Raw genomic sequence first — 20,354 nt, 5'->3', positions numbered from 1 at the left:
GATGTGTTGGTGTGCGCCTAGCTGACGAGGCGCTTGAGCCAGCCCTTCTTGGGTGCGTCTTCTGACGTTTCCGGCTCGGATTCTTCGATGTGCGCAGGCGCACCTACGTGATCCTGGAAATTGTTGAAAAACTGGTCAGCCATCTTCTTGGCGAAGCCGTCGATGATGCGGCTGCCAAGCTGGGCGAGCTTGCCGCCGACCTTAGCTTCGACATCGTAGTGCAGGACGGTCTGATCGCCTTGCGCCTCAAGCCGCACCTTGGCGCCGCCTTTGGCAAAGCCCGCAGCGCCACCCTTGCCTTCGCCCGCGATATTCACGCTTTCGGGGGCCTGCATGTCGGACAGAGTGACAGCGCCTTTAAACGTCGCCTTCACGGGACCGACCTTTTGCACCACGGTCGCGGTGAAGCCGCCCTCGGGCGTGCCCTCCATCTCCTGACAGCCGGGCACGCAGGCCTTCAGCACCTCCGGGTCGAGGATCGCTGCCCAGACCGTGGCCCGGTCGGCGTCGATCAAACGTGTGTCGCTCAGGTTCATGGATTGCCCCCCTTTGTCTTGATGGAAAGCCTATGACGCAGGGTTGCCACGCACCATTCGACCAAGTGTGTACGACCAAAGTCGTGCTTATCTTTCAGGGGTTTGGTGGGTCAGTCCGTATTTCTCGTAAATCGCCGGAATCCGCCCGTCTTGCAGCGCATAATTGATCGCATCATCGACGGAATAGGACAGCGGTCGGTAGCGGAAATTGACCGCCACGCCGAGCGTCCATTGGCTGACAGCAAAGCCTGCGAGCGGGGGCTGATGCACGCCGCTTGTGTCGCTCAACCCGTGCTCCAATTCGCCCAGGGGGCCCATCACCGCCTTCACCTCACCCGCGTTGAGCGCGTCCATGGCGGCGGCGGTCGTCGGGAAGCGGCGGATGTTCGGCTGCAACTGCCCACCCACGAAACCGGACAGGTAGAAATCAGAGATCGAATCATTTTCGACCCCCACGGTGTCGAAGCGGAAATAGGCTGGGACGGGTTTCTCTTCGGGGTAGGTCGCCTTGTCATAGGCAATCGCAATGCTTTCGCCCGCATATTGGCCCGTGAACACGACCTGCTCGACCCGACACTTGAAGGCGCTGTCGTAAGGAATGCGCATCATGACGTTGGCAATGCGGCCCCCGATCAGCGCGCCGCGCCAGATGTTGTTGCGCAGGTCCGCGTCTAGGTTCTCGCCCGCAGCCACGAAGTTGAACCGGGCCTCAACACCCAGATCCTCGGCGATGATGCGGGCGATTTCGATGTCCACGCCCATGGGATCACCGCCCTCTTCCCACGAGTAGGGCGGGTAATCCTCGTAGACCGCGAACAGCATGTGCCCTTGGTCCTGGATCTGGTCCAGCTCCTTGCCAACGATGTCCCGCCCCACATTCTGGGGCTTGGGTTGGGGCACGTAGTCGGCACAGGGATCAGCAGCGTGGGCCTGCCCAATGGACAGACCCACCACCACCAGGGAGAAGATCGTTTGTCGAAATGTCATGCCGTCAGTTTGCGGCCGACAATCCGATGGTCAAGACTTCGGACGCTGACTTGTACGAACCTTGCGAGCCGTCAATCAGGTTGGCCGCGCGGTAGGCGACGCTGTCGGCGACCGGAGCACCCGAAAGGGTCGGGATGTCGTTTGCAATCTCGGTCAGCCGGTTCTTGATCCCGTCAGCATCCGCGCCATTGGCATCGGCGGCATAACCCGCAAGCTGGTCGCGCATCGCTTTCAACTCGTCGGCCACTTCCTCCATGGCGACATCATCGGGACGCGCTTCGATATAGGTGCGGATGGCCCATGCCGCTTCTTGGCCAAGGAGCTCGCCAAAGGCAGGCATCTTGGTGATGCCGTTCTGAGTGTATCCTTCGACAAAGCGCTCGACATACCATTCGTCGCCGTATTCTTCGGCTTCAAGGAATCGCAGGTCGGGGGCAAGGCCGCCGGACACGCCCTCGAGCCCGTGGCAGCGTGCGCAGTTCTGGTTGTAGCCTGACGCGCCAATCTCGACCGCGCGCAGCCAGGTTTCCTCTCCCACCTTGTCGGCGCGGTAGGGGTTTTCGGTCAACCACTCGCCTTCGATTGCAGGCAGGCCGGTGGTGTCCACCGCTTGCGGGGCGACGTCGCCGTGGGCGACGGCAAGGGTTGCGATGGCAGTCAATGCGCCAGCCAGCAGAAATTGTTTTCGGGTCGTGCTTTTCATCACATGCCTCCCTGACATGAATGCTCCTCTTGCCCTGTTCGTAAGGCAGGAGAACCGGCCATCATATTGGACTTTGGTTGTGCGCCTAAGGGAGTAAGACCATGGTCCTATACCGACCCCTTTACCCGCCAAGGTAGCGTTGTGGTATTGGGAGGACTTTTCGTGAAACACCTTGTCTCAGGTGCGCTTTTTGGGTGCGCGCTGACCACGTTTGCGTCGGCGGAAACGACCCTGACCATAGGGTATCTGCGTGTCGAGCAGCCTGCGCCACCGACCCTGTCGAACCTTGATCCGATCCCGGAAGACAATGGGCTTGCCGGGGCGCAGACCGGGCTGGCGGACAACCTGACGACAGGCAAGTTCCTGGGTCAGAATTATGAGCTGACAGTGGCCGAGGTGTTCGAGGGCGACGATCCGCTTGCAGCCGCGCGCGATCTGTTGAGCGCTTCTCCCTATCTGGTGATTGACGCTGCACCGAAGGACATTACCGCCATCGCTGATATGGCAGAGGCCGAGGGTGCAGTATTGTTCAATACCTCTGCAGGTGATCTGTCCTTGCGTGATGCAGAGTGCCGGGGGAATTTGCTGCACACGATCGCTTCAGATGCGATGCGCACGGATGCACTTGCCCAAGTGCTGGTCAAGAAGCGCTGGGACGATCTGGTCATGATCACCGGAACGCACGCTGCCGACACCAGCTATGCCGAGGCGATGCGCCGATCGCTCACCAAGTTCGGGCTGTCGCTGGAGGCGGAAAAGGAGTGGGCCTTCGACGCCGATATGCGCAGGAACGCCAGCCAAGAGGTGCCACTGTTTACTCAGGATTTCGGCGACTACGACACGCTGATCATCGCGGACGAGGTACATGATTTCGGGCGCTACGTCCTCTACAACACCTGGCAGGCGCGGCCTGTGGTCGGGTCCGAAGGGTTGACTGCCGTCGGCTGGTCCCCGGTGATCGAGCAGTGGGGCGCGGCCCAACTGCAATCGCGGTTCGAGGAAGAACACGCCCGCGAGATGACCGCGCAGGACTATGCCGCCTGGGCCGCCGTGCGCACACTGGGCGAAGCAATGACCCGCACCAATGCGACCGATCCAGAGACACTGCGCAGCTACATCATGTCCGACCAGTTCGAACTGGCGGGTTTCAAGGGCCGCCCGCTGACCTACCGCGACTGGAACGGTCAGCTGCGCCAGCCCATCGCCATCGCGCACCCCCGTGCGCTGGTGGCCCAGGCCCCGCTCGAGGGGTTCCTGCACCAGACCAACGAACTTGACAGCCTGGGGCTTGACCGCCCCGAAAGCAAATGCGAGGCCTTCCAATGATCCGTTTGACTGCGATGTTTTCCCTGCTGGCGTCCACCGCGATGGCCGGAGAGATTTGGGTGACGAATGAAAAGGATGACACCATCTCGGTGATCTCCACCGAGACGCTGGAAGTTGTCAGGACCTATGAAACGGGCGAACGCCCGCGCGGTATCTTGTTCAATAGTGACTACAGCCGCGTCTATATCTGCGCATCCGACAGCAATGCGGTGCAGGTGATGGACCCCAACTCGGGCGAAATCCTGCACGAGTTGCCCTCGGGCGACGACCCGGAACAGTTTGTTCTGCATCCAGATGATCGGCACCTCTACATCGCAAACGAGGATGACGCGATCACAACGGTCGTTGACGTCGAAACCCGTAAGGTAGTGGCCCAGATCGACGTGGGCGTGGAGCCGGAGGGGATGGCCGTATCCCCCGACGGCAAGATCGCCATCACCACGTCCGAGACCACCAACATGGCCCATTGGATCGACACCGAAACGCAAGAGCTGTTCGCCAACACCCTCGTTGATAGCCGCCCCCGCCATGCCGAATTCATCAAGGACGGCGCCGAGATGTGGGTGAGTTCCGAGATCGGTGGGACACTGACCGTCTTCGATACGGCCACTCAAACTGAAAAGGCCAAGATGAGCTTTGAGGTGCAGGGCGTGCATCCCGACCGCGTGCAGCCCGTGGGCTTTGAATTTACAGCAGGCGACACCCATGCCTTTGTCGCGCTTGGGCCGTCGAACCACGTGGCCGTGGTCAATGCCGAAACCTACGAGGTCGAGGATTACATCCTTGTCGGCCGCCGCGTCTGGCACATGGATTTCAACGAGGACCGGTCGATGCTGTTCACGACCAACGGTGTGTCCGGCGATGTGACCGTCATCGACGTCGAAAAACGCGAAGCCATCAAGTCCATCAAGGTTGGCCGCTTTCCCTGGGGGGCCGCTTTCCGGCCGACCGGGTCCTAGTCAAAACATCTCGGGAGGAACCCAATGAAAACCCTGGCTCTGATCGCCGCGATGGCGCTTGCCGTGCCGACATTTGTGCTTGCAGACGACGATGATGGTCCCAGCTTCGGCGCCGCTGGCCTGCTTGGTGGCAGCAACAAGGAAGACCTGCCGCCGATCATCCTGTCGGCGGGCGAACCCATCGCACCCGAAGGTGCGTGGGAGCTGAAGTCGGGCACCTACTACGAGTTCGAAATTCAGGGCGACGGCAGCCAGGAACTGGCGCTGGTCGGCCCCGAGTTCTTCCGCGCCATCTGGATCGACGAGATCGTGGTGGAAGGTTTGGAAATCCGTCCCCTTGGCCTCGACAGCATCGAGTTTGACGAGGCGGGCGAGATGGAGATTGGTTTCGTCGCGATCAAACCCGGCGCATACTACATCAAGATCCCGGGCACATCGGGCGAAACGCAACGGTTGGATATCACCATTAAATGACAGGGCTTGAGGCGCACGGCCTCAGTTATTCCTACGGAAAGAAAAAGGCGCTGGAGGATGTTTCCTTCAGCGTCTCTTCTGGTGCATTCTGCGCACTTCTGGGTCCAAACGGGGCGGGGAAGTCTACGCTGTTCAACCTGCTAACCCGGTTGTTTGTGGCGCCCGAAGGGCGGATTGTGATCGCTGGGCACGATCTGCGCAGCAACCCACGTGCGGCACTTGCCGAGTTGGGCATTGTGTTCCAGCAGACAACCCTCGACCTCGATCTGACCGTCCAACAGAACCTGAATTACTTCGCAGCGCTGCATGGCCTGTCCGGACGAAACGCGCGAAGCCGAATTGACGCAGCGCTCGATCAACTCGACATGCGCGAGCGGGCAGGGGAGAAGGCCCGCGCCCTGAACGGCGGGCACCGTCGCCGGACCGAAATTGCGCGCGCCTTGCTGCATGACCCGAGCATATTGCTGCTGGATGAACCAACTGTGGGTCTGGATGCTGCCGCGCGTGCGTCGATCACCGACTATGCCCACGCACTTGCCGAGCAGGGCAAGACCATCCTGTGGGCCACACATCTCACGGATGAGGTGCGATCCGAGGATGATCTGATCGTGCTGCACTGCGCCCACGTCTTGGCGCAAGGCAAAGCGCGTGACATTGCGGGTGACCAGCCCTTGCAAGACCGCTTCCTCGCCATGACGGGAGAAGATGCGTGACTGCCTACCTCACCTCCATGCGCGCCATAGTGCTACGCGAGGCGCTGCGGTTTATCCACCAGCGCGAACGGTTCATCGCGGCCCTTGTCCGCCCGCTGGTTTGGCTGCTGGTCTTCGCCGCCGGGTTCCGCGCGGCCCTGGGCCTCAGCATCATCCCACCTTACCAGACCTACATAACCTACGAGACTTACATCGTGCCCGGCCTGTGCGGCATGATCTTGCTGTTCAACGGGATGCAATCATCGCTCAGCCTCGTTTATGACCGCGAGATGGGGTCGATGAAACTGCTGCTGACCTCGCCTCTGCCGCGCGGATGGCTGCTGTTTTGCAAGCTGCTCGGATCGACAGCGATTTCTATTCTGCAGGTCTATGCTTTCCTCGCCATCGCTGCGGTGTTCGACATCCGGATGCCCGCGTGGGGCTACGTCACCGCACTGCCTGCTTTGCTTGTCGCGGGGCTGATGCTGGGCGCGCTTGGTCTGCTCCTGTCGAGCTTCATCAAGCAGCTCGAGAACTTCGCGGGCGTGATGAACTTCGTCATCTTCCCGATGTTCTTCCTGTCCTCAGCACTCTACCCGTTGTGGAAAATGGCTGAAAGCTCGGAACTGCTGCATGACATTTGCGCTGTGAACCCGTTTACCCATGCGGTCGAACTGATCCGCTTTGCACTCTACGCCGAACTCAACCCCAGCGCACTCGGGTGGACTCTGCTCGCCGCCGCCATCTTCGCTGCTGCTGCGCTTATTGGCTATGACCCGGCACGCACACGGATCGGTCGACGCGGTTAGCCGCGCACTACGTTACGCTTTCAGACTTCTGGTGTCGTCGACAATCGTTGCGGGCTGGCCGCCAAGCGTCACAATCCGGCTCGCGAGACGTTTAGCTTCGCTTTCGACATGCGTCACAAGGATCGTCGTGACGGAATACGCGGCGCGCAGGCGAAGAAAGAGTGCCATCATATCTTCGACCAACTCCGCATCAAGCGAGACAAAAGGTTCGTCCAAGAGCAACAGATCAGGCTTAACCGCAAAGGCGCGGGCGAGGGCAAGTCGACGCTGCTGGCCGAGAGACAGCTGATCGGGGAAGTCTTCGGCGCGGCCCTCAAGTCCCACATCGTGCAGGACCGCCTCGATCTCCTGATCGCCCGCGCCAGTTGTCAGACTGATGTTTTCTGCAACACTGCGCCACGGCAGCAAGGTCGGCTCCTGAAACACCATCGCGCAGGTGCCGTGCAATGCGCAGGTGCCGTCAAACCGGGTATCCAACCCGGCGATGACCCGTAGGAGAGATGATTTTCCGATCCCGGACGGCCCAACCAGCGCCAGTGTATCGCCGCGTGAAAGATGCAAGGACACATTGCTCAGAACAGGCGTGTCGCCGTGGGCGAGCGCGTGCAGGTGCAGGTCAAGCAGAGGATTAGCCACCTAGCTGCCGGACGGCAGGAACGTGCCTGATGGCAATTCGCGTGCGTCGCCCATCAGATCCTGGCCCCCAAGCTCTACCATCAGAGCCAGCATGCGCGCTGCGGCTTCCTCGTCCACCGGACCGGGAGCGGGAATACCGGCGCGAAATCCGGCCTTGAGCGCTTCGAACTGTGCGTCAGTTTTGGCATTCATGCGGTCACGCAAGCGGTCCCACTCGGTGTCATCCGACGCCAACAGGTCCTTGGCATCGCGGGACGCGGCAGCCAAACCGTTGACCAGTTCAGGATTGTTGCGCAGCATCTCACCCTTGACCACATAGCCCAGAAGGGGCGTGTTCGGATCAAGACCGAGAGCCGTGGCAGCCTTCGCCACATCCACCAGCTTGCGCATTCCCGATGCTTCCATCTTGGCTAGGAAGTGCCAGAAGTTGATGGCGGCATCGACCTCACCGGAAAGCGCGGATTTGAAGATCAGCGGCGGGGCAGCAAAGACCTGTTCGGTCTGCGCCTCAAGATCGATGTTATGCGCCTGCGCAGCGTAGGCTTGAAGGATCAGCCAGCTCTTGTCCAAGGGACCACCCGCGATACCAATCTTGGATCCAGCCAGGTCGGCAAGCGACTGCGTGGGGCTGCCTTGGGGCACCATTACACCGCCGACAGCTTTAGAATAGGGGATGAAAACATAGTCCTTTCCCGCTGCACGCTGCCGCGCGACCCAAAGCCAGTCAGAGACGATCACGTCCGCCTCGCCACCCTGAAACGCAACCTTGGCAGCGGACCCGCCCGCCACGCCCTGCACCACCAAGTCGAACCCGCGTGCAGTGTCGAAACCGTGGTGTTTGATCGTGTCCAGCTCCCAATTCACTGTACCGAACTTCAGGACCGACGCGCGCAGCGTCGGGGTTTCGGCAAGAACGGTGGTGGCTAGGACGGCAGCCGCAATGGCACCGCCAAGTGCTTTGAAAAACATGCGTCGATCCTCCCGTATCACCTTCAGCCTAGCAGTATCGGCGGGCGTCGGAATACGACCAAAGCCGCACAAACACCCGTTCACCAGATGCCTGAACAGGTTGCCGCCGATGCGTGGTTAGGTCGTGTTCACTTGGAGCAGGACCCCCAGGTCGCGAGTCGCTGCACGACCAAAGTCGCACGCGATCTGTCAAGTTCCTTGGGGTCTTACGACCATTGGCCAATACCTGCGCAACCGGTTTGCGCAAATAATTGCGGCAGGGCGAGGGCTGTGCCGCATCTGTTCACCGCTTTCGCAAGAACTGCCCAGCAACGGGTTTTGGGAGGAAAACACATGAACAGATTTATCGCAGCCGCTGTTGCGGGGGTCCTTGCGACCACGCCTGCATTTGCCCAAGGCGTCACAGAGGAGATGCTGGCAAATGACGCAGCCTCGACCTCGGACGTGCTCACCAACGGCATGGGCCGTCACCTGCAGCGCTATTCACCGCTCGAGACCCTGAACAAGGACAACGTCAAAAACCTTGTGCCTGCGTGGGCCTTCTCGCTGGGTGGCGAAAAGCAGCGCGGCCAGGAAACGCAGCCCATCGTGCATGATGGTGTGATGTATATCACCGGCTCCTATTCCCGGATGTATGCGATCGACGTGAAAACGGGTGAAGAGATCTGGCAATATGACGCCCGCCTGCCCGAAGGGATTCTTCCCTGCTGTGACGTGGTGAACCGGGGTGCCGCCATATATGGCGACAATGTCTATTTCGGAACGCTTGATGCCCGCATCGTCGCCTTAAACGCCAAGACGGGCGATACGGTCTGGAACAAGAAGATCGCCGACTACAAGGCGGGCTACAGCTACACCGCCGCGCCGCTGATCGTGAACGGGCTGGTCATCACCGGCAACTCGGGCGGCGAGTTCGGGATCGTCGGTGCCGTCGAAGCCCGTGACGCCGAGACAGGCGAACTGGTTTGGCATCGCCCGGTGATCGAAGGTCATATGGGGATGCTCAACGGCGAAGAAAGCACCATGACCGGCACTCTGAACGCAACATGGCCCGGTGATATGTGGAAAACGGGCGGCGGTGCCACCTGGCTTGGCGGTTCCTATGACGCTGACACAGACACGCTGGTCTTTGGCACCGGCAATCCGGCACCCTGGAACAGCCACCTGCGTGGTGCGGGTGCACCCAGCGAAGATGGTATGGGCGACAACCTCTATGCTGCGTCCCGATTGGGGATCGACCCGGCAACGGGCGAGATCAAGTGGCATTTCCAGACCACACCGCGCGAAGGCTGGGACTATGACGGCGTGAACGAGGTCGTGGCCTATGAAAACCGCGCGGGCGAGCAGCGTTTTGCGACCGCCGACCGGAACGGGTTCTTCTATGTCCTGAACCGCGAAGACGGCAAGTTCGTGCGCGGCGTCCCATTCGTCAAGGACATAACCTGGGCCGAAGGACTTGACGAAAACGGCCGACCGATCTTTGCCGAAGCCAACCGTCCCGGTGATCCCGCGGCCTCTGCCGATGGCAAGAAGGGCGAGGTTGTGTTCTCCTCTCCAGGCTTCCTGGGTGGCAAGAACTGGATGCCCATGGCCTTCAGCCAGCGCACCGGCAACTTCTATGTGCCCTCGAACGAGTGGGGCATGGATATCTGGAACGAGCCGATCACCTACAAGAAGGGTGCCGCTTATCTGGGCTCCGGCTTCACCATCAAGCCGAACTACGAAGATCACATCGGCAGCCTGAAGGCGATCGACCCGGACACCGGCGAGACCAAGTGGGAGTTCAAGAACGACGCACCGCTTTGGGGTGGTGTGATGACAACCGCAGGTGGCCTGGTGTTCACCGGCACGCCCGAAGGCAAGTTCATCGCCTTTGATGATGAGACGGGCGAAGAGCTGTGGTCCTTCCAGACCGGCTCGGGCATCGTGGGTCAGCCCATCACCTGGGAACAGGATGGCGAACAGTACGTCACCGTGATCTCCGGCTGGGGTGGCGCGGTTCCGCTCTGGGGTGGTGAAGTGGCCAAAAAAGTCAACTACCTGAACCAAGGTGGCATGCTCTGGACTTTCCGTTTGCCGGAACAGTTGGCTTCTGCGAACTGATTTGTTGAAACACTGTGAAACGCCCCTGCAAATGCGGGGGCGTTTTGCATTCGGATGTAAGACCTTTTGGCAGGTGACCCGCGGAAGTAGCGTGGGCTAAGCTGAACCCATGTCGCTTCAAACTTCACCACTGTCCGATCCGCCCGAAACCAAGATGCCGCAAGGCTGGGCGTTGGTGATCGACGATCACCCGCTGTTCTGCGACGCGCTGGAACTGACGCTGCGGTCGGTCGCGAATTTCGACAAGGTGGTGACAGCCGATAGCCTGGAACGGGCACTTGAACGGTTGGGTGACGATACGCCGCCCGCTCTGATCCTGCTGGATCTGAACCTGCCCGATGTCGATGGGCTGGACGGATTGATGAGGCTGAAACGCACCGCCGACGGAACGCCGGTGATCATCGTGTCGTCTATGACCGACAATTCTATCATCGCCAATTCCATCGTGGCCGGTGCCCAAGGCTTTGTGCCAAAGCATTCCCACCGCTCGGTCTTCCGCGACGCGATCGAAACGATCGCAGCCGGCGACATCTACAAACCCGCCGGTTTTGTCGAAGGCAACGGTGCCGAAGGCAAGGACGACCACCTTGCCCGCCTGTCCTCCCTGACGAACCAGCAGGCCCGCATCCTGGACCTCATTTGCGAGGGCAAGTTGAACAAGCAGATCGCGTTTGACCTGTCGATTGCCGAGACCACGGTCAAGGCGCATGTGACGGCCATCATGCGCAAGCTCGGGGTGCAAAGCCGGACACAGGCGGTGCTTGTGGCGCAGGAAGCCAAGTACTCAAATGTCTTGCCAAGCGGCGACTGACGCTCATATTTTAGCGTCAGGGAGAGAGTAAATGACATTGCAGTCCAAGGCCGGAAGGCTCGAAGGACGTGCTGTGGCAGACCGGTATGACATCCTTCGTACCGCAGAAGTGCGCGCTTCAACGACGTCACCCGTCAAGCATCTGAAACGAAAGCTGGGTGAAGGCCCGTTTGCGCTCGTCGCACTTTTTGTCACCCCAGCCGTCGACTTTCATGGCGTTGTGGCCGAGGCCGACACGCTGTTTCCAGACGTTGACGTATTGGCCTGCACCACCGCAGGAGAGATCGGAACAACCGGGTATGAAGAAGGGCTGGTTGTGGCGGTCGCCTTTCCCGAAGATGGGTTCGCCACGACGTCCTTGCTGTTCGAGGATATCGACGCGCTCGACATGCAGGCGACCATCGACCAGATCACCCTGGAACGCATCGCGCTACGCGACAGAACACCCGGACTGGACGACAACTTCGCCTTTCTGGTTGTGGACGGTCTGTCGCTTAGCGAAGACACATTGACCGCCACCATCGCGCCCGCCCTGCGCGACTTCCCGATATTTGGCGGTTCGGCCGGGGACGGCACCGCGTTTTCCCAGACCTTTGTGGCACTCAATGGCAACGTGGCCAGCAATGCCGCGATCCTGACGCTGGCGCGCAGCAAATATCACACCCGGGTCTTCAGCCTGAACCACCTTGTGCCCGGGGACACGCAGATGGTCGTTACAGGCGCCGACCCGGCACGCCGCATCGTCAAGGAAATCAACGCCGAACCCGCGGCCCGCGAATATGCGCGGCTGGTGGGCAAGGATCCTGACCAGCTCGACCGCTTCACCTTTGCCTCGCACCCGGTGGTCGTGCGCATCGGCGACACCCACCATGTGCGGGCCATCCAGCAGGTCAACGAACATGGCGAGCTGGTGTTCTTCTCCGCCATTGACGAAGGCATGGTGCTGACCGTGGCATCGCCGGAAAACCTTTCTGCGCATTTGCAATCGAAACTATCCGAACTCGGCCGCCCCGAGCCGCCTGCAAACATCATCGGCTGCGACTGCATCCTGCGCCGGATCGAGGCTGAGCAATCGCAACAGACCCGTCAGATCTCTGACGTGCTGCGCGCGCATCGCGTGACCGGCTTTTCCACTTACGGCGAACAGATCGGTCCGCTGCACGTCAACCACACCATGAGCGGCGCTGCGTTCTACCACCCCACGCCCGAAGACGAGGCGGTCAGCTAGTGTCGCTGGTCAACCCGAACGACTCGCTTGAGCGGCAGAACGAAAAGCTGCTGCAAATCTCGCACGCCCTGATGCGGCGGGTCGAGCAGAAGACCGAGCAGTCGGGCTTTGCCTATCAACAGTTCGAACGTGCCGCCCTGCTCGAATCCGAGGTGCGTGACCGCACCCGCGATCTGGAGCGCACATTGGATCTGTTGCAAGATTCAAATGCACGGCTCGAACAAGCCAATCGCGAGACCGAAACGGCCCGGTCGAACCTCACCGAAGCCATCGAAACAATCAACGAAGGGTTTGCGCTCTTTGATCAGGACGACCGGCTTGTCCTCTACAACAGCCGTTTTTGCCGTGACCTGCAGGATGTCGAACCGCTTCTGAAAGAAGGTCTGACATTCAAGGACTACGTAAATTACCTCTCGACAAGCCGCTTTCTGGCGCTGCCCGACGGACAGACCGCTGCCGACTGGGCGCAGCTGCGCCTCGAACGGCACCGCGAGGAACACGTGGTGTTCAACGTCAGCCTGATCTGGGACCGTTGGCTGCAAGCCTCTGAACACCGCACGTCGCGCAATGGCACCGTGATCCTGCAAACCGACGTGACCGACATCATCCGGATGGAGCGGCAGGAACGGGACAAGATGCGCCACCAGGAGGCGCGCAAGCTGCAAGCCACGCTTGACCATCTGAATCAAGGCGTCTGCATCTTTGATCACGACAAGACGCTGGTGGGCTGGAACAAGCGGATGGACCGCTTGCTCGATATTGCCCCGATCCGGCTGCGCGACACACTGAACTTCGACGACCTGATGGAGCAGTTCCGCGAGGAGCTGATGTTCGACGCCAGCTTTACCGCCGAACGGTTCATCGACTGGACCAACCGCACCCGTACGCGCGAACCCATCGCGTTTGAAGTGACACGCAAGGGCGATCAGATCTACAGCATCTTTGCGCAGGAAATGCCTGACTGCGGCTTTGTCATCAGCCTAACGGATGTCACTTCGGAACGCGCCGCCACTCGCGCGCTGTCCGAGGTGAACGAGAGGCTCGAAGGGTGGGTTGAGGAACGCACGGCCGAGCTGGAAGAAGCACTTGGCGAAGCCGAACGCGCCAACGCCTCCAAGTCGCGCTTTGTCGCCGCCGCCAGCCACGACCTTCTACAACCGCTCTCCGCGGCCAAACTGTTCGTATCCTCCATCGCGGATCAGACGGACAACCGCGCGATCAAACAGGTGGTCGCGAAAACGGAAACCGCCCTGCAAGGCGTCGAACAGATCATCGAGGCGCTGTCGGCCATCTCGAAACTCGACGCGGGCAAAGCAGTGTTTGACGTCCAACCCGTGTCGCTGACCGGGATCTTCAACCCGCTGCGCGACGAACTCGCTCCGACGGCGCGGGCCAAGGGGCTCACGTTCTCGATGGTGCACAGCGATCTGACGGTCGTCAGTGATCCGGGTTACCTGCGGCGCATCGTGCAGAACCTGCTGTCGAACGCCATTCGCTACACCGACAGGGGGCGTGTTCTGGCCGGGGTGCGCCGCGTCGGTGACTTTGCACGGATCGAGGTCTGGGACACCGGTTGCGGCATCCCCGAAGAAGATCAGGACGCGATTTTCCAAGAGTTCAAACAGCTTGCACCGGGATCCGCCAATGCGGGCCTTGGCCTCGGCCTCGCCATTGTTGAACGGGCGTGCAAAGGCCTGCGCCATCCGCTTGAGCTTTGGTCCAAGCCGGGGACGGGCAGTTGCTTTTCGCTGGTGGTGCCGGTGTCGGCCCCAGCCGCACGACTGCTGGACCCGCGTCGGGCAGCGCCTTCACATGCCTTGCGCGACCTGAGTGGCCTGCTGGTCATGCTGGTGGAGAACAACCGCAGTGTCGCGCAGGCCATCATGCACCTGATTGAAAGCTGCGGCGGTGAAGTCATTCTGGCAGAGACAGGCGAAGAGGCGATTGAAACCATCTCGGAAATCGACCTGGTGCCGGATGTGTTCCTGCTAGACTACCAACTTGGTGCTGGCATGACCGGCATCGAGCTTTACGAGGACATCCTGTGGCGCTACGGCGATGTGCCCGCCGCTATCGTATCGGCCGACCGCACCACTGAACTCAGGGCGCATTGCAAACGCCTTGGGATCAAGTTGCTTGCAAAACCAGTAAATGCGCAGCGCGTCTGCGATTTCCTGAGCGAAGGCTTCAAGCCTCCAACCCAGGATTTTACATAAATCGTATTACCGCTCGCTTTCGACAATACGGCGCAGAATATGGCGTCGATGGTCCTGCCCACCAAAAAACACACCCAGTACACGCACATCGCGACGCGCATCATCTGAGATGAAATAGAACACCGCCTGGTCCTTGGTCACGTGCCGCAGGCCGTCCATGATCTGCGGCACCAGGGTTCCCTGAAACGGTACATCACCAAGGCCTGCCAGCGCATCCTCAATCCCGCGCACGCGCGCTGCCGCCCGGTTCAGTGCATCTTCAAGCGGATCGCCAAGATCGCGGTACGACTGAAAGAGATGGTCAAAGATAACTTCGATGTCGGCATCGCAGGCGGCGCTGCGCAGAACCCTATAATCTGTGGGCACGAGATTTGGCCGCAATCATATCCTCGGTCCGGCGGCGACCGTCCTCTGCCGTCACGAAAGGTCCCTCTGCCCGTTCGGCAAAGAACGCCTGCAAAGCCGCCAACTCGGCCCGCTCCCGCGCATCTTCGGTTCGGACCAGTTCCAGCCCACGCTGCACCACGGCACTCAGGCTCGCATATTGGCCATCCGCCACAAGCCGACGGGCAAATTCATCCTGCTGATCCGTGATCGAAACCGAGGCTTTGACAGACATCACATGCTCCCATTGCTACTGAGTAGTATATGGGCGTGAATGCCAACCATGCAAGTCAGTTCAAATCCTGCAACAGGCGGCCATGCTTCTTGCTCTCGGCAATGACGTCCCGCAGCGTACGCAACCCTTTGCCCTCAAGCAGCGGGATCAACCGCACCAGCGCCTCCGCCGTTACCTGTGCATCACCAAGAGCGGTGTGCCGCCGCTCAGGCGAAATCACGATGTCGAGCCTATTGCAAAGCGCATCCAGCGTGTGTTCTTCCGTCGTGCCAAAGACGATGGCGGACAGCAGCACTGTATCCAGCACCGGATGATCCCAATCGACCTCCATCGCCTCCGCCCCACGACGCAAAAACGCGATGTCAAAGGGCGCATTGTGCGCGACAAGAACCGCGTCCCGGCAAAAGCCGTGCAACGCGCGCCCTGCCGTCGCAAAATCAGGGGCGCCTGCCACATCCGCATCGGCCACATGATGCACAGCGGTGGATGCAGGTGGAATCGGGCGACCGGGGTTCACGTAGCTTTCCAGCACTTCGCCGTCGACGATCCTGCCGTTCAGGACACGTACGGCGCCCAGTTGCACAACATCATCATCGGTCGTCGACAAACCCGTGGTTTCGGAATCGAAGGCGACGAAACACAGCTCGGACAGGACGGTGTCCTGCACATCTGTGCTGTCCCCCTCGCTCAGCAGGTCAAAATCGTAGACCAGCGGACGGGCCGCCTTGGGCGACAGGGGTACCTCCGGCACGTCGATCAGCAGCATGTAGCCCGCCCCGTCCAACGGCTTGAATTTTGCAGCAAAAGTGGTCGTCGCATCCTTGTCCCGCAAATCAAACGCCACCTCGGCCCCGGTCTGATTCATCGTCGACTTCGCGCGCCCCAGATCAGCGGCATAGAAATAGTCGACCAAGGGCGCCTTAAGCCGCGGCGGCGCGATGGCCGCGAGGATCTCGGCCGCCTGCCCGTCATAAAGAACGATGCCCATGCGCTCGTTCACCATGATGGTCGCCACGGGAATTTCAGTCAGAAGCGCGGTCAAGCGCTCGGCCTCTGCCTGCAGGCGCGCGGTCTTGTGCGCAACCGCGGTTGCGCTGTCCATCACACTTGTGCTCAGGGTCTGCGACACAGCCTGCGCAGCGGGGGCGAGGTCACCCAGATAGCGCGCCACCTCCGCGTCCACCTCACGGTCCACGCCTGAATGCGCACGCAAGCGCAACTCGGCTGCCAGCGCATTGATGGGCTTGGCGACATTCTCGTCAAACAGCAGCCAGACCACCGCTGCCAGACCTGTGTTGAGGAAGGCGAAAAGGACAAAGGCAGTCACAAAAGGCCCGCCCGGCAAAGCACCGTCGCCCCGCGCCCACCCGAAATAGAGCGCCCCAGCCGCCAGCGCCGCCCCGCCTGCCGCCAAGAGGCAGAAGAACAGGAATATGCGCAGGCGCAGGGACAGGCGGGTCAGCATCTCAGGCCTCGCACACCATACTAAGGATTGGATCGTCGCCCGGCATCGCCTGCCAGTCGGCATCGCTCACGCTGCCATCGGCGGCAAACTCCGCCCCGTCGATCAGCACCGCCGACCGCGACCCGGCGCAATCCAACAGCATCGGCGTCTGGTTCACCGGCGACCAGCGGCCAAAAAAGTACAGATCCACCATCCGTTGATCCGGCTGCGCATCGTTCCGGCGCAAGTTGGCGACATCCACAGCAACAAAGCGCTTCGTATAGGGCGCGACCTGCGTCCAGGGCCGCCACCAGCTTTGTTCATCGACGGTCATGGCAATCTCGATCCCCTCTGGCAGTTGCTCCGCCGTCCGGTCAAACCAGGTGTATTCGTTCGAGATGGTCATGCCGATCATGCCCGCGCCCGCTGCCACCGGCATAAGCCATTTCGGCAGGTGCCGCCCGGTCATCAGGTTCAACACCATGACGATCCCCGCGGCACCGATGCCCGCGAAAACCGTCGCAATCAATTCCACAAACATGGCCTACCCCAGTGCTCCCTTGCCCGTCCCCAGCGCCGATTGCATGGTCTTGACGACGACAAACGCCTCCCGCAAGTGGCTGCGCTCAAACCCTGACAAGACATCGGGCGGCAGCGTATTACCCGGCGCCTCGCCCTCCCTGATCTGCCGCGCCTGCCGCCGCAGCCGCGTGGTTGCAATCATATCATAGGCGTCAATCAAATCCGCCCCGCCGCCGGGCGACAGCGCCCCCGTTTCCAGAGCAGCCTCCAGCCGCGCGCGCGTGTTCACGGCCGTCACCTGCCCCTGCAGGGCATAGACCCGGCCCAGATCGACCACCGGGACCACACCGCTGTGCTTCAGATCCAGCGGCGTGCGCGGCAACCGGTTGAACAGGCCCAGAGGCGGCGCGTGTTTCAGCGAGTTGGCGATCAGATGCGCCACGAAAATCGAATTGCCCGCAGCCTTGGCAAGCGTATCTTTCTGCAAGTCGGCGAACAGGGTCTCATCCCCACCAATCGCCCGCAGATCGAACATGACCGAGGCCAACATCTGCGCCTCCGGGTTTGGCTTCGCGATCCAGCCGTCGAAATAGGCGCGCCACTTGGACAAGGGCTGACACCAGCGCGGGTTCGTCGCCATCATGTCGCCGGGGCAATAGACATAGCCGCAAGCATGTAGCCCATCGCTCACGATCTGCGCCAGCTTGGCAAAATACGGCATATCGGCGTCAGAGACATCATCCGACAGGATCAAGCAATTATCCTGGTCCGACACCCCCGTCTGCTCGCGCCGCCCCTGGCTGCCGCAGGCGAGCCAAAGGTACGGCACGGGCGGCGCGCCCAATTCCTCCTCGGCCATCGTGAGCAACCGGCGCGTCACCGTATCGGCAATGTCGGTGATCAGGCGCGTCACTCCATCGTGTCGTGTCCCCGCCCCGACCAATTGCGCCAACAGACCGGGGATGCGACCCGTCACCTCGGTCATCGCCGCCACGTCAGACGCTTCGGCCACCGAACGCACTAACTCTGCCGAGGACAGCGCCTGAAACCGGGTCAAATCGGTCTGGGTGACAATGCCGACAAGCTGCTCACCCTCGACAATCGGTACATGACCGATATGGCGCTCCATCATCATGTGCAGCACGTCCAGACCCAGCGCATCTGGCGGCAACGTTAAAGGCGCAGGCGTCATCACCCGCTCCACGGGCACGTCAGGGCTCATTCCCCCAGCGACGACCTTCGCATTGATGTCCCGCACGGTCACGATGCCACGAAAGCCTTCAGCATCAACGATACAAACCGATGAAATGCGACGCGCCGCCATCAACTCCGCCGCCGCCCGGATGGTCTCGCCCGGCGCGCAGATGACCGGGTCGCGCGTCATCAACTGATCCACCGGCAATACGGTCAGATCCTGCGATGCCATGAGCTACCTCCCGATCAAGACGATGGCCTGCCCACGAACATCGCGGACAGGCCGTTGAGTTCAAGGCGCATCGCAGGGAAGAGAAGCTGCGATGCACCCAAAGGGCCTTAGTGGTCGGCCGCTGCGGCACCCGCTCCACGCGGGATACGCACGCTTTCCACCAGGTCCTTGATCTCTTGCGGGGTTTCCTTGGTCATGCCGGCCACCACGTAAGCGACAGCAAAGTTGACCATGGCCCCGATCGCACCGAACGATGTCGACTTGATCGGCCCCAGGAGCGGGTTGTCATCCGTGAACGAATTGGTGTCCGGGATAAAGAACCAGCCCTTGTGCAGGAAGATGTACAGCAGGGTCACAACCAGACCGGCCAGCATCCCGGCAACCGCCCCCACATTGTTGATGCGGGTCGAGAAGATGCCCATCATCAGCGCGGGGAAGATCGAGGCCGCCGCAAGGCCAAAGGCAAGCGCAACCGTCTGGGCCGCAAAGCCCGGCGGGTTCAGACCCAGCAGAACCGCAACCACAATCGCCGCCGCCATCGAAATCCGCGCTGCAAGCAGCTCGTTCTTCTCTGACATGTTGGGTGTCAACTGGCCTTTCAGCAGGTCGTGCGACACCGCCGACGAGATCGCGAGCAGCAGACCCGCGGCCGTCGACAGCGCAGCCGCCAGACCACCCGCCGCGACCAGACCGATCACCCAACCGGGCAGGTTGGCAATCTCCGGGTTCGCAAGCACCAGGATGTCACGATTGAAGTTGGTCAGCTCATTGCCTTCCCAGCCATTGGCCGCTGCACGTTCCTGCAACTCGGCATTCGCGTCGTTGTAGTACTGGATCTGGCCGTCGCCGTTCTTGTCTTCCCAATCCAGAAGACCGGTCTTCTGCCACGTCGCCATCCAGGCATATTCCGGATCGCTTTCGATGGCTTCGACGCTTACCGCCTCACCGGACGTGCCATTGGGCCACATCAGTTCGGAAATGTTCAGACGCGCCATCGCACCAACGGCAGGCGCCGTCAGGTACAGCAGGGCGATGAACACCAGCGTCCAACCGGCAGACCACCGCGCATCCGACACCTTGGGCACGGTAAAGAAGCGCATGATGACATGGGGCAGGCCCGCGGTCCCGATCATCAGCGACAACGTGAACAGCACCATGTTAAGGGTCGAGCCATGCGCCGCCGTATACTCGGCAAAACCAAGGTCGGTCACGATCTGGTTCAGTTTCGCCAGAAGCGGCTCACCGCTTTCCGTGCTTCCGAATAGGCCCATGGCCGGGATCGGGTTGCCGGTCAGTTGCAGCGAGATAAAGACCGCCGGAATGGTGTAGGCAGTGATCAGCACGCAGTACTGCGCGACCTGGGTGTAGGTCACACCCTTCATCCCGCCAAACACGGCATAGGCAAACACCACACACGCCCCGATGAGCAGACCCCAGAAGGCGTCAATCTCAAGGAAGCGACCAAAGGCGATACCCACCCCCTGCATCTGACCGATCACATACGTAATCGACGCGACCAGCAGACAGATCACGGCCACCATACGGGCCGTCCCGGAATAGAACCGGTCGCCGATGAACTCTGACACCGTGAACTTGCCGAACTTCCGCAGATACGGGGCGAGGAGCAGCGCCAGTAGCACGTAACCGCCCGTCCAGCCCATCAGGTAAGATGAGTTATCATATCCGGTGAAGGCAATAAGACCCGCCATCGAAATGAACGAGGCTGCCGACATCCAGTCGGCGGCGGTAGCCATCCCGTTCGTGACAGGGTGCACGCCGCGACCGGCCGCGTAGAACTCGCTCGTCGACCCCGCGCGGGCCCAGACGGCGATGCCGATGTAAAGCGCGAAGGACGCGCCCACAAACAGCAGGTTGAGTGTAAACTGATCCATGG

Annotated in this window: 20 protein-coding genes; 9 read left to right on the top strand and 11 right to left on the bottom strand. The window is 61.0% G+C overall.

All coding sequences use genetic code 11. From position 1 onward, the window contains the following. Positions 1 to 17: 17 nt before the first annotated feature. From KUV51_RS21955 to pedF, 3 genes are all read right to left on the bottom strand, one after another. Positions 18 to 536 carry a CoxG family protein gene (locus KUV51_RS21955; RefSeq protein ID WP_222523603.1) on the bottom strand — a complete coding sequence of 173 codons (519 nt, stop codon included), beginning with the start codon at positions 534 to 536 and terminating at the stop codon, positions 18 to 20. Between the two features lie 87 nt (positions 537 to 623). Further along, positions 624 to 1,523 carry a substrate-binding periplasmic protein gene (locus KUV51_RS21950; protein WP_222523602.1) on the bottom strand — a complete coding sequence of 300 codons (900 nt, stop codon included), beginning with the start codon at positions 1,521 to 1,523 and terminating at the stop codon, positions 624 to 626. Between the two features lie 4 nt (positions 1,524 to 1,527). Further along, positions 1,528 to 2,226 carry a cytochrome c-550 PedF gene (gene pedF / locus KUV51_RS21945; protein WP_222523601.1) on the bottom strand — a complete coding sequence of 233 codons (699 nt, stop codon included), beginning with the start codon at positions 2,224 to 2,226 and terminating at the stop codon, positions 1,528 to 1,530. 162 nt (positions 2,227 to 2,388) lie between these two features. On the opposite strand from pedF, the gene KUV51_RS21940 reads away from it, so the two are divergent. From KUV51_RS21940 to KUV51_RS21920, 5 genes are read left to right on the top strand one after another with little or no spacing between them, the layout of a single operon-like run. Further along, the gene (locus tag KUV51_RS21940; protein WP_315898864.1) at positions 2,389 to 3,552 is read left to right on the top strand and encodes an ABC transporter substrate-binding protein; all 1,164 of its coding nucleotides are present in this window, start codon (positions 2,389 to 2,391) and stop codon (positions 3,550 to 3,552) included. Further along, on the top strand, positions 3,549 to 4,511 hold the full coding sequence (locus KUV51_RS21935; RefSeq protein WP_222523600.1) for a YVTN family beta-propeller repeat protein: 963 nt from the start codon (positions 3,549 to 3,551) through the stop codon (positions 4,509 to 4,511). The genes KUV51_RS21940 and KUV51_RS21935 overlap by 4 nt, the downstream gene beginning before the upstream one ends. 24 nt (positions 4,512 to 4,535) lie before the next feature. Beyond that, positions 4,536 to 4,985 carry a hypothetical protein gene (locus tag KUV51_RS21930; protein WP_222523599.1) on the top strand — a complete coding sequence of 150 codons (450 nt, stop codon included), beginning with the start codon at positions 4,536 to 4,538 and terminating at the stop codon, positions 4,983 to 4,985. After that, positions 4,982 to 5,698: an ABC transporter ATP-binding protein gene (locus KUV51_RS21925; protein WP_222523598.1), complete on the top strand. Its 717-nt coding sequence runs from the start codon at positions 4,982 to 4,984 to the stop codon at positions 5,696 to 5,698. Before KUV51_RS21930 ends, KUV51_RS21925 begins: the two co-directional genes overlap by 4 nt. After that, complete coding sequence (locus KUV51_RS21920) at positions 5,695 to 6,486, top strand: ABC transporter permease (protein ID WP_315898863.1); 792 nt, start codon at positions 5,695 to 5,697, stop codon at positions 6,484 to 6,486. Before KUV51_RS21925 ends, KUV51_RS21920 begins: the two co-directional genes overlap by 4 nt. 12 nt (positions 6,487 to 6,498) lie before the next feature. Here the strand turns inward: KUV51_RS21920 and KUV51_RS21915 are convergent, their stop codons facing one another. Both KUV51_RS21915 and KUV51_RS21910 read right to left on the bottom strand, forming a co-directional pair. After that, positions 6,499 to 7,122, bottom strand: a complete 624-nt coding sequence (locus KUV51_RS21915) for an ABC transporter ATP-binding protein (protein WP_315898862.1) — start codon at positions 7,120 to 7,122, stop codon at positions 6,499 to 6,501. Then, positions 7,123 to 8,091, bottom strand: a complete 969-nt coding sequence (locus KUV51_RS21910) for an ABC transporter substrate-binding protein (protein ID WP_222523597.1) — start codon at positions 8,089 to 8,091, stop codon at positions 7,123 to 7,125. A 333-nt stretch (positions 8,092 to 8,424) separates the two neighbouring features. Here KUV51_RS21910 and KUV51_RS21905 point away from each other — a divergent pair, with 333 nt between their 5' ends. The 4 genes from KUV51_RS21905 to KUV51_RS21890 all read left to right on the top strand — a co-directional run bounded on the left by KUV51_RS21905 (position 8,425) and on the right by KUV51_RS21890 (position 14,449). Beyond that, a complete protein-coding gene (locus KUV51_RS21905; RefSeq protein ID WP_222523596.1) occupies positions 8,425 to 10,194 on the top strand; it encodes a PQQ-dependent methanol/ethanol family dehydrogenase in 1,770 nt (589 codons plus the stop codon). A 109-nt stretch (positions 10,195 to 10,303) separates the two neighbouring features. Continuing rightward, positions 10,304 to 11,005 (top strand): response regulator, encoded by a 702-nt coding sequence (locus KUV51_RS21900; RefSeq protein WP_222523595.1) that lies wholly within the window; start codon positions 10,304 to 10,306, stop codon positions 11,003 to 11,005. Between the two features lie 31 nt (positions 11,006 to 11,036). Then, the gene (locus KUV51_RS21895; protein ID WP_222523594.1) at positions 11,037 to 12,233 is read left to right on the top strand and encodes an FIST N-terminal domain-containing protein; all 1,197 of its coding nucleotides are present in this window, start codon (positions 11,037 to 11,039) and stop codon (positions 12,231 to 12,233) included. Then, positions 12,233 to 14,449, top strand: coding sequence for a PAS-domain containing protein (locus KUV51_RS21890; RefSeq protein WP_315898861.1), 2,217 nt, complete (start codon positions 12,233 to 12,235; stop codon positions 14,447 to 14,449). Before KUV51_RS21895 ends, KUV51_RS21890 begins: the two co-directional genes overlap by 1 nt. A gap of 6 nt (positions 14,450 to 14,455) precedes the next feature. On the opposite strand, the gene KUV51_RS21885 is transcribed toward KUV51_RS21890, so the two are convergent. From KUV51_RS21885 to KUV51_RS21860, 6 genes are all read right to left on the bottom strand, one after another. After that, positions 14,456 to 14,815 carry a type II toxin-antitoxin system RelE/ParE family toxin gene (locus KUV51_RS21885; protein WP_222523593.1) on the bottom strand — a complete coding sequence of 120 codons (360 nt, stop codon included), beginning with the start codon at positions 14,813 to 14,815 and terminating at the stop codon, positions 14,456 to 14,458. Next, on the bottom strand, positions 14,799 to 15,068 hold the full coding sequence (locus KUV51_RS21880) for a type II toxin-antitoxin system ParD family antitoxin (protein WP_222523592.1): 270 nt from the start codon (positions 15,066 to 15,068) through the stop codon (positions 14,799 to 14,801). The genes KUV51_RS21885 and KUV51_RS21880 overlap by 17 nt, the downstream gene beginning before the upstream one ends. A gap of 55 nt (positions 15,069 to 15,123) precedes the next feature. Continuing rightward, on the bottom strand, positions 15,124 to 16,533 hold the full coding sequence (locus KUV51_RS21875; protein ID WP_222523591.1) for a PolC-type DNA polymerase III: 1,410 nt from the start codon (positions 16,531 to 16,533) through the stop codon (positions 15,124 to 15,126). A 1-nt stretch (position 16,534) separates the two neighbouring features. Continuing rightward, positions 16,535 to 17,053 (bottom strand): hypothetical protein, encoded by a 519-nt coding sequence (locus KUV51_RS21870; protein ID WP_222523590.1) that lies wholly within the window; start codon positions 17,051 to 17,053, stop codon positions 16,535 to 16,537. A 3-nt stretch (positions 17,054 to 17,056) separates the two neighbouring features. Next, on the bottom strand, positions 17,057 to 18,460 hold the full coding sequence (locus KUV51_RS21865; RefSeq protein WP_222523589.1) for a DUF294 nucleotidyltransferase-like domain-containing protein: 1,404 nt from the start codon (positions 18,458 to 18,460) through the stop codon (positions 17,057 to 17,059). A 107-nt stretch (positions 18,461 to 18,567) separates the two neighbouring features. Further along, a complete protein-coding gene (locus KUV51_RS21860) occupies positions 18,568 to 20,352 on the bottom strand; it encodes a sodium:solute symporter family protein (protein ID WP_222523588.1) in 1,785 nt (594 codons plus the stop codon). Positions 20,353 to 20,354 lie beyond the last annotated feature (2 nt).

The sequence above is a fragment of the Tateyamaria omphalii genome, assembly GCF_019802125.1.
In the GTDB taxonomy this organism is placed as follows: Bacteria; Pseudomonadota; Alphaproteobacteria; order Rhodobacterales; family Rhodobacteraceae; genus Tateyamaria; species Tateyamaria omphalii_B.
Note: the sequence above shows the minus strand (reverse complement) of the source record. Positions and strands in the feature narration are given on the sequence as shown.

Excerpts from the sequence above, each read along its gene's own strand:
- KUV51_RS21950 (WP_222523602.1), bottom strand. The coding sequence starts at position 1,523 with ATGACATTTCGACAAACGATCTTCTCCCTGGTGGTGGTGGGTCTGTCC.
- KUV51_RS21875 (WP_222523591.1), bottom strand. The coding sequence starts at position 16,533 with ATGCTGACCCGCCTGTCCCTGCGCCTGCGCATATTCCTGTTCTTCTGC.
- KUV51_RS21935 (WP_222523600.1), top strand. The coding sequence starts at position 3,549 with ATGATCCGTTTGACTGCGATGTTTTCCCTGCTGGCGTCCACCGCGATG.
- KUV51_RS21900 (WP_222523595.1), top strand. The coding sequence starts at position 10,304 with ATGTCGCTTCAAACTTCACCACTGTCCGATCCGCCCGAAACCAAGATG.
- KUV51_RS21895 (WP_222523594.1), top strand. The coding sequence starts at position 11,037 with ATGACATTGCAGTCCAAGGCCGGAAGGCTCGAAGGACGTGCTGTGGCA.
- KUV51_RS21860 (WP_222523588.1), bottom strand. The coding sequence starts at position 20,352 with ATGGATCAGTTTACACTCAACCTGCTGTTTGTGGGCGCGTCCTTCGCG.
- KUV51_RS21955 (WP_222523603.1), bottom strand. The coding sequence starts at position 536 with ATGAACCTGAGCGACACACGTTTGATCGACGCCGACCGGGCCACGGTC.
- pedF (WP_222523601.1), bottom strand. The coding sequence starts at position 2,226 with ATGAAAAGCACGACCCGAAAACAATTTCTGCTGGCTGGCGCATTGACT.
- KUV51_RS21910 (WP_222523597.1), bottom strand. The coding sequence starts at position 8,091 with ATGTTTTTCAAAGCACTTGGCGGTGCCATTGCGGCTGCCGTCCTAGCC.
- KUV51_RS21870 (WP_222523590.1), bottom strand. The coding sequence starts at position 17,053 with ATGTTTGTGGAATTGATTGCGACGGTTTTCGCGGGCATCGGTGCCGCG.
- KUV51_RS21865 (WP_222523589.1), bottom strand. The coding sequence starts at position 18,460 with ATGGCATCGCAGGATCTGACCGTATTGCCGGTGGATCAGTTGATGACG.
- KUV51_RS21930 (WP_222523599.1), top strand. The coding sequence starts at position 4,536 with ATGAAAACCCTGGCTCTGATCGCCGCGATGGCGCTTGCCGTGCCGACA.
- KUV51_RS21925 (WP_222523598.1), top strand. The coding sequence starts at position 4,982 with ATGACAGGGCTTGAGGCGCACGGCCTCAGTTATTCCTACGGAAAGAAA.
- KUV51_RS21905 (WP_222523596.1), top strand. The coding sequence starts at position 8,425 with ATGAACAGATTTATCGCAGCCGCTGTTGCGGGGGTCCTTGCGACCACG.
- KUV51_RS21880 (WP_222523592.1), bottom strand. The coding sequence starts at position 15,068 with ATGTCTGTCAAAGCCTCGGTTTCGATCACGGATCAGCAGGATGAATTT.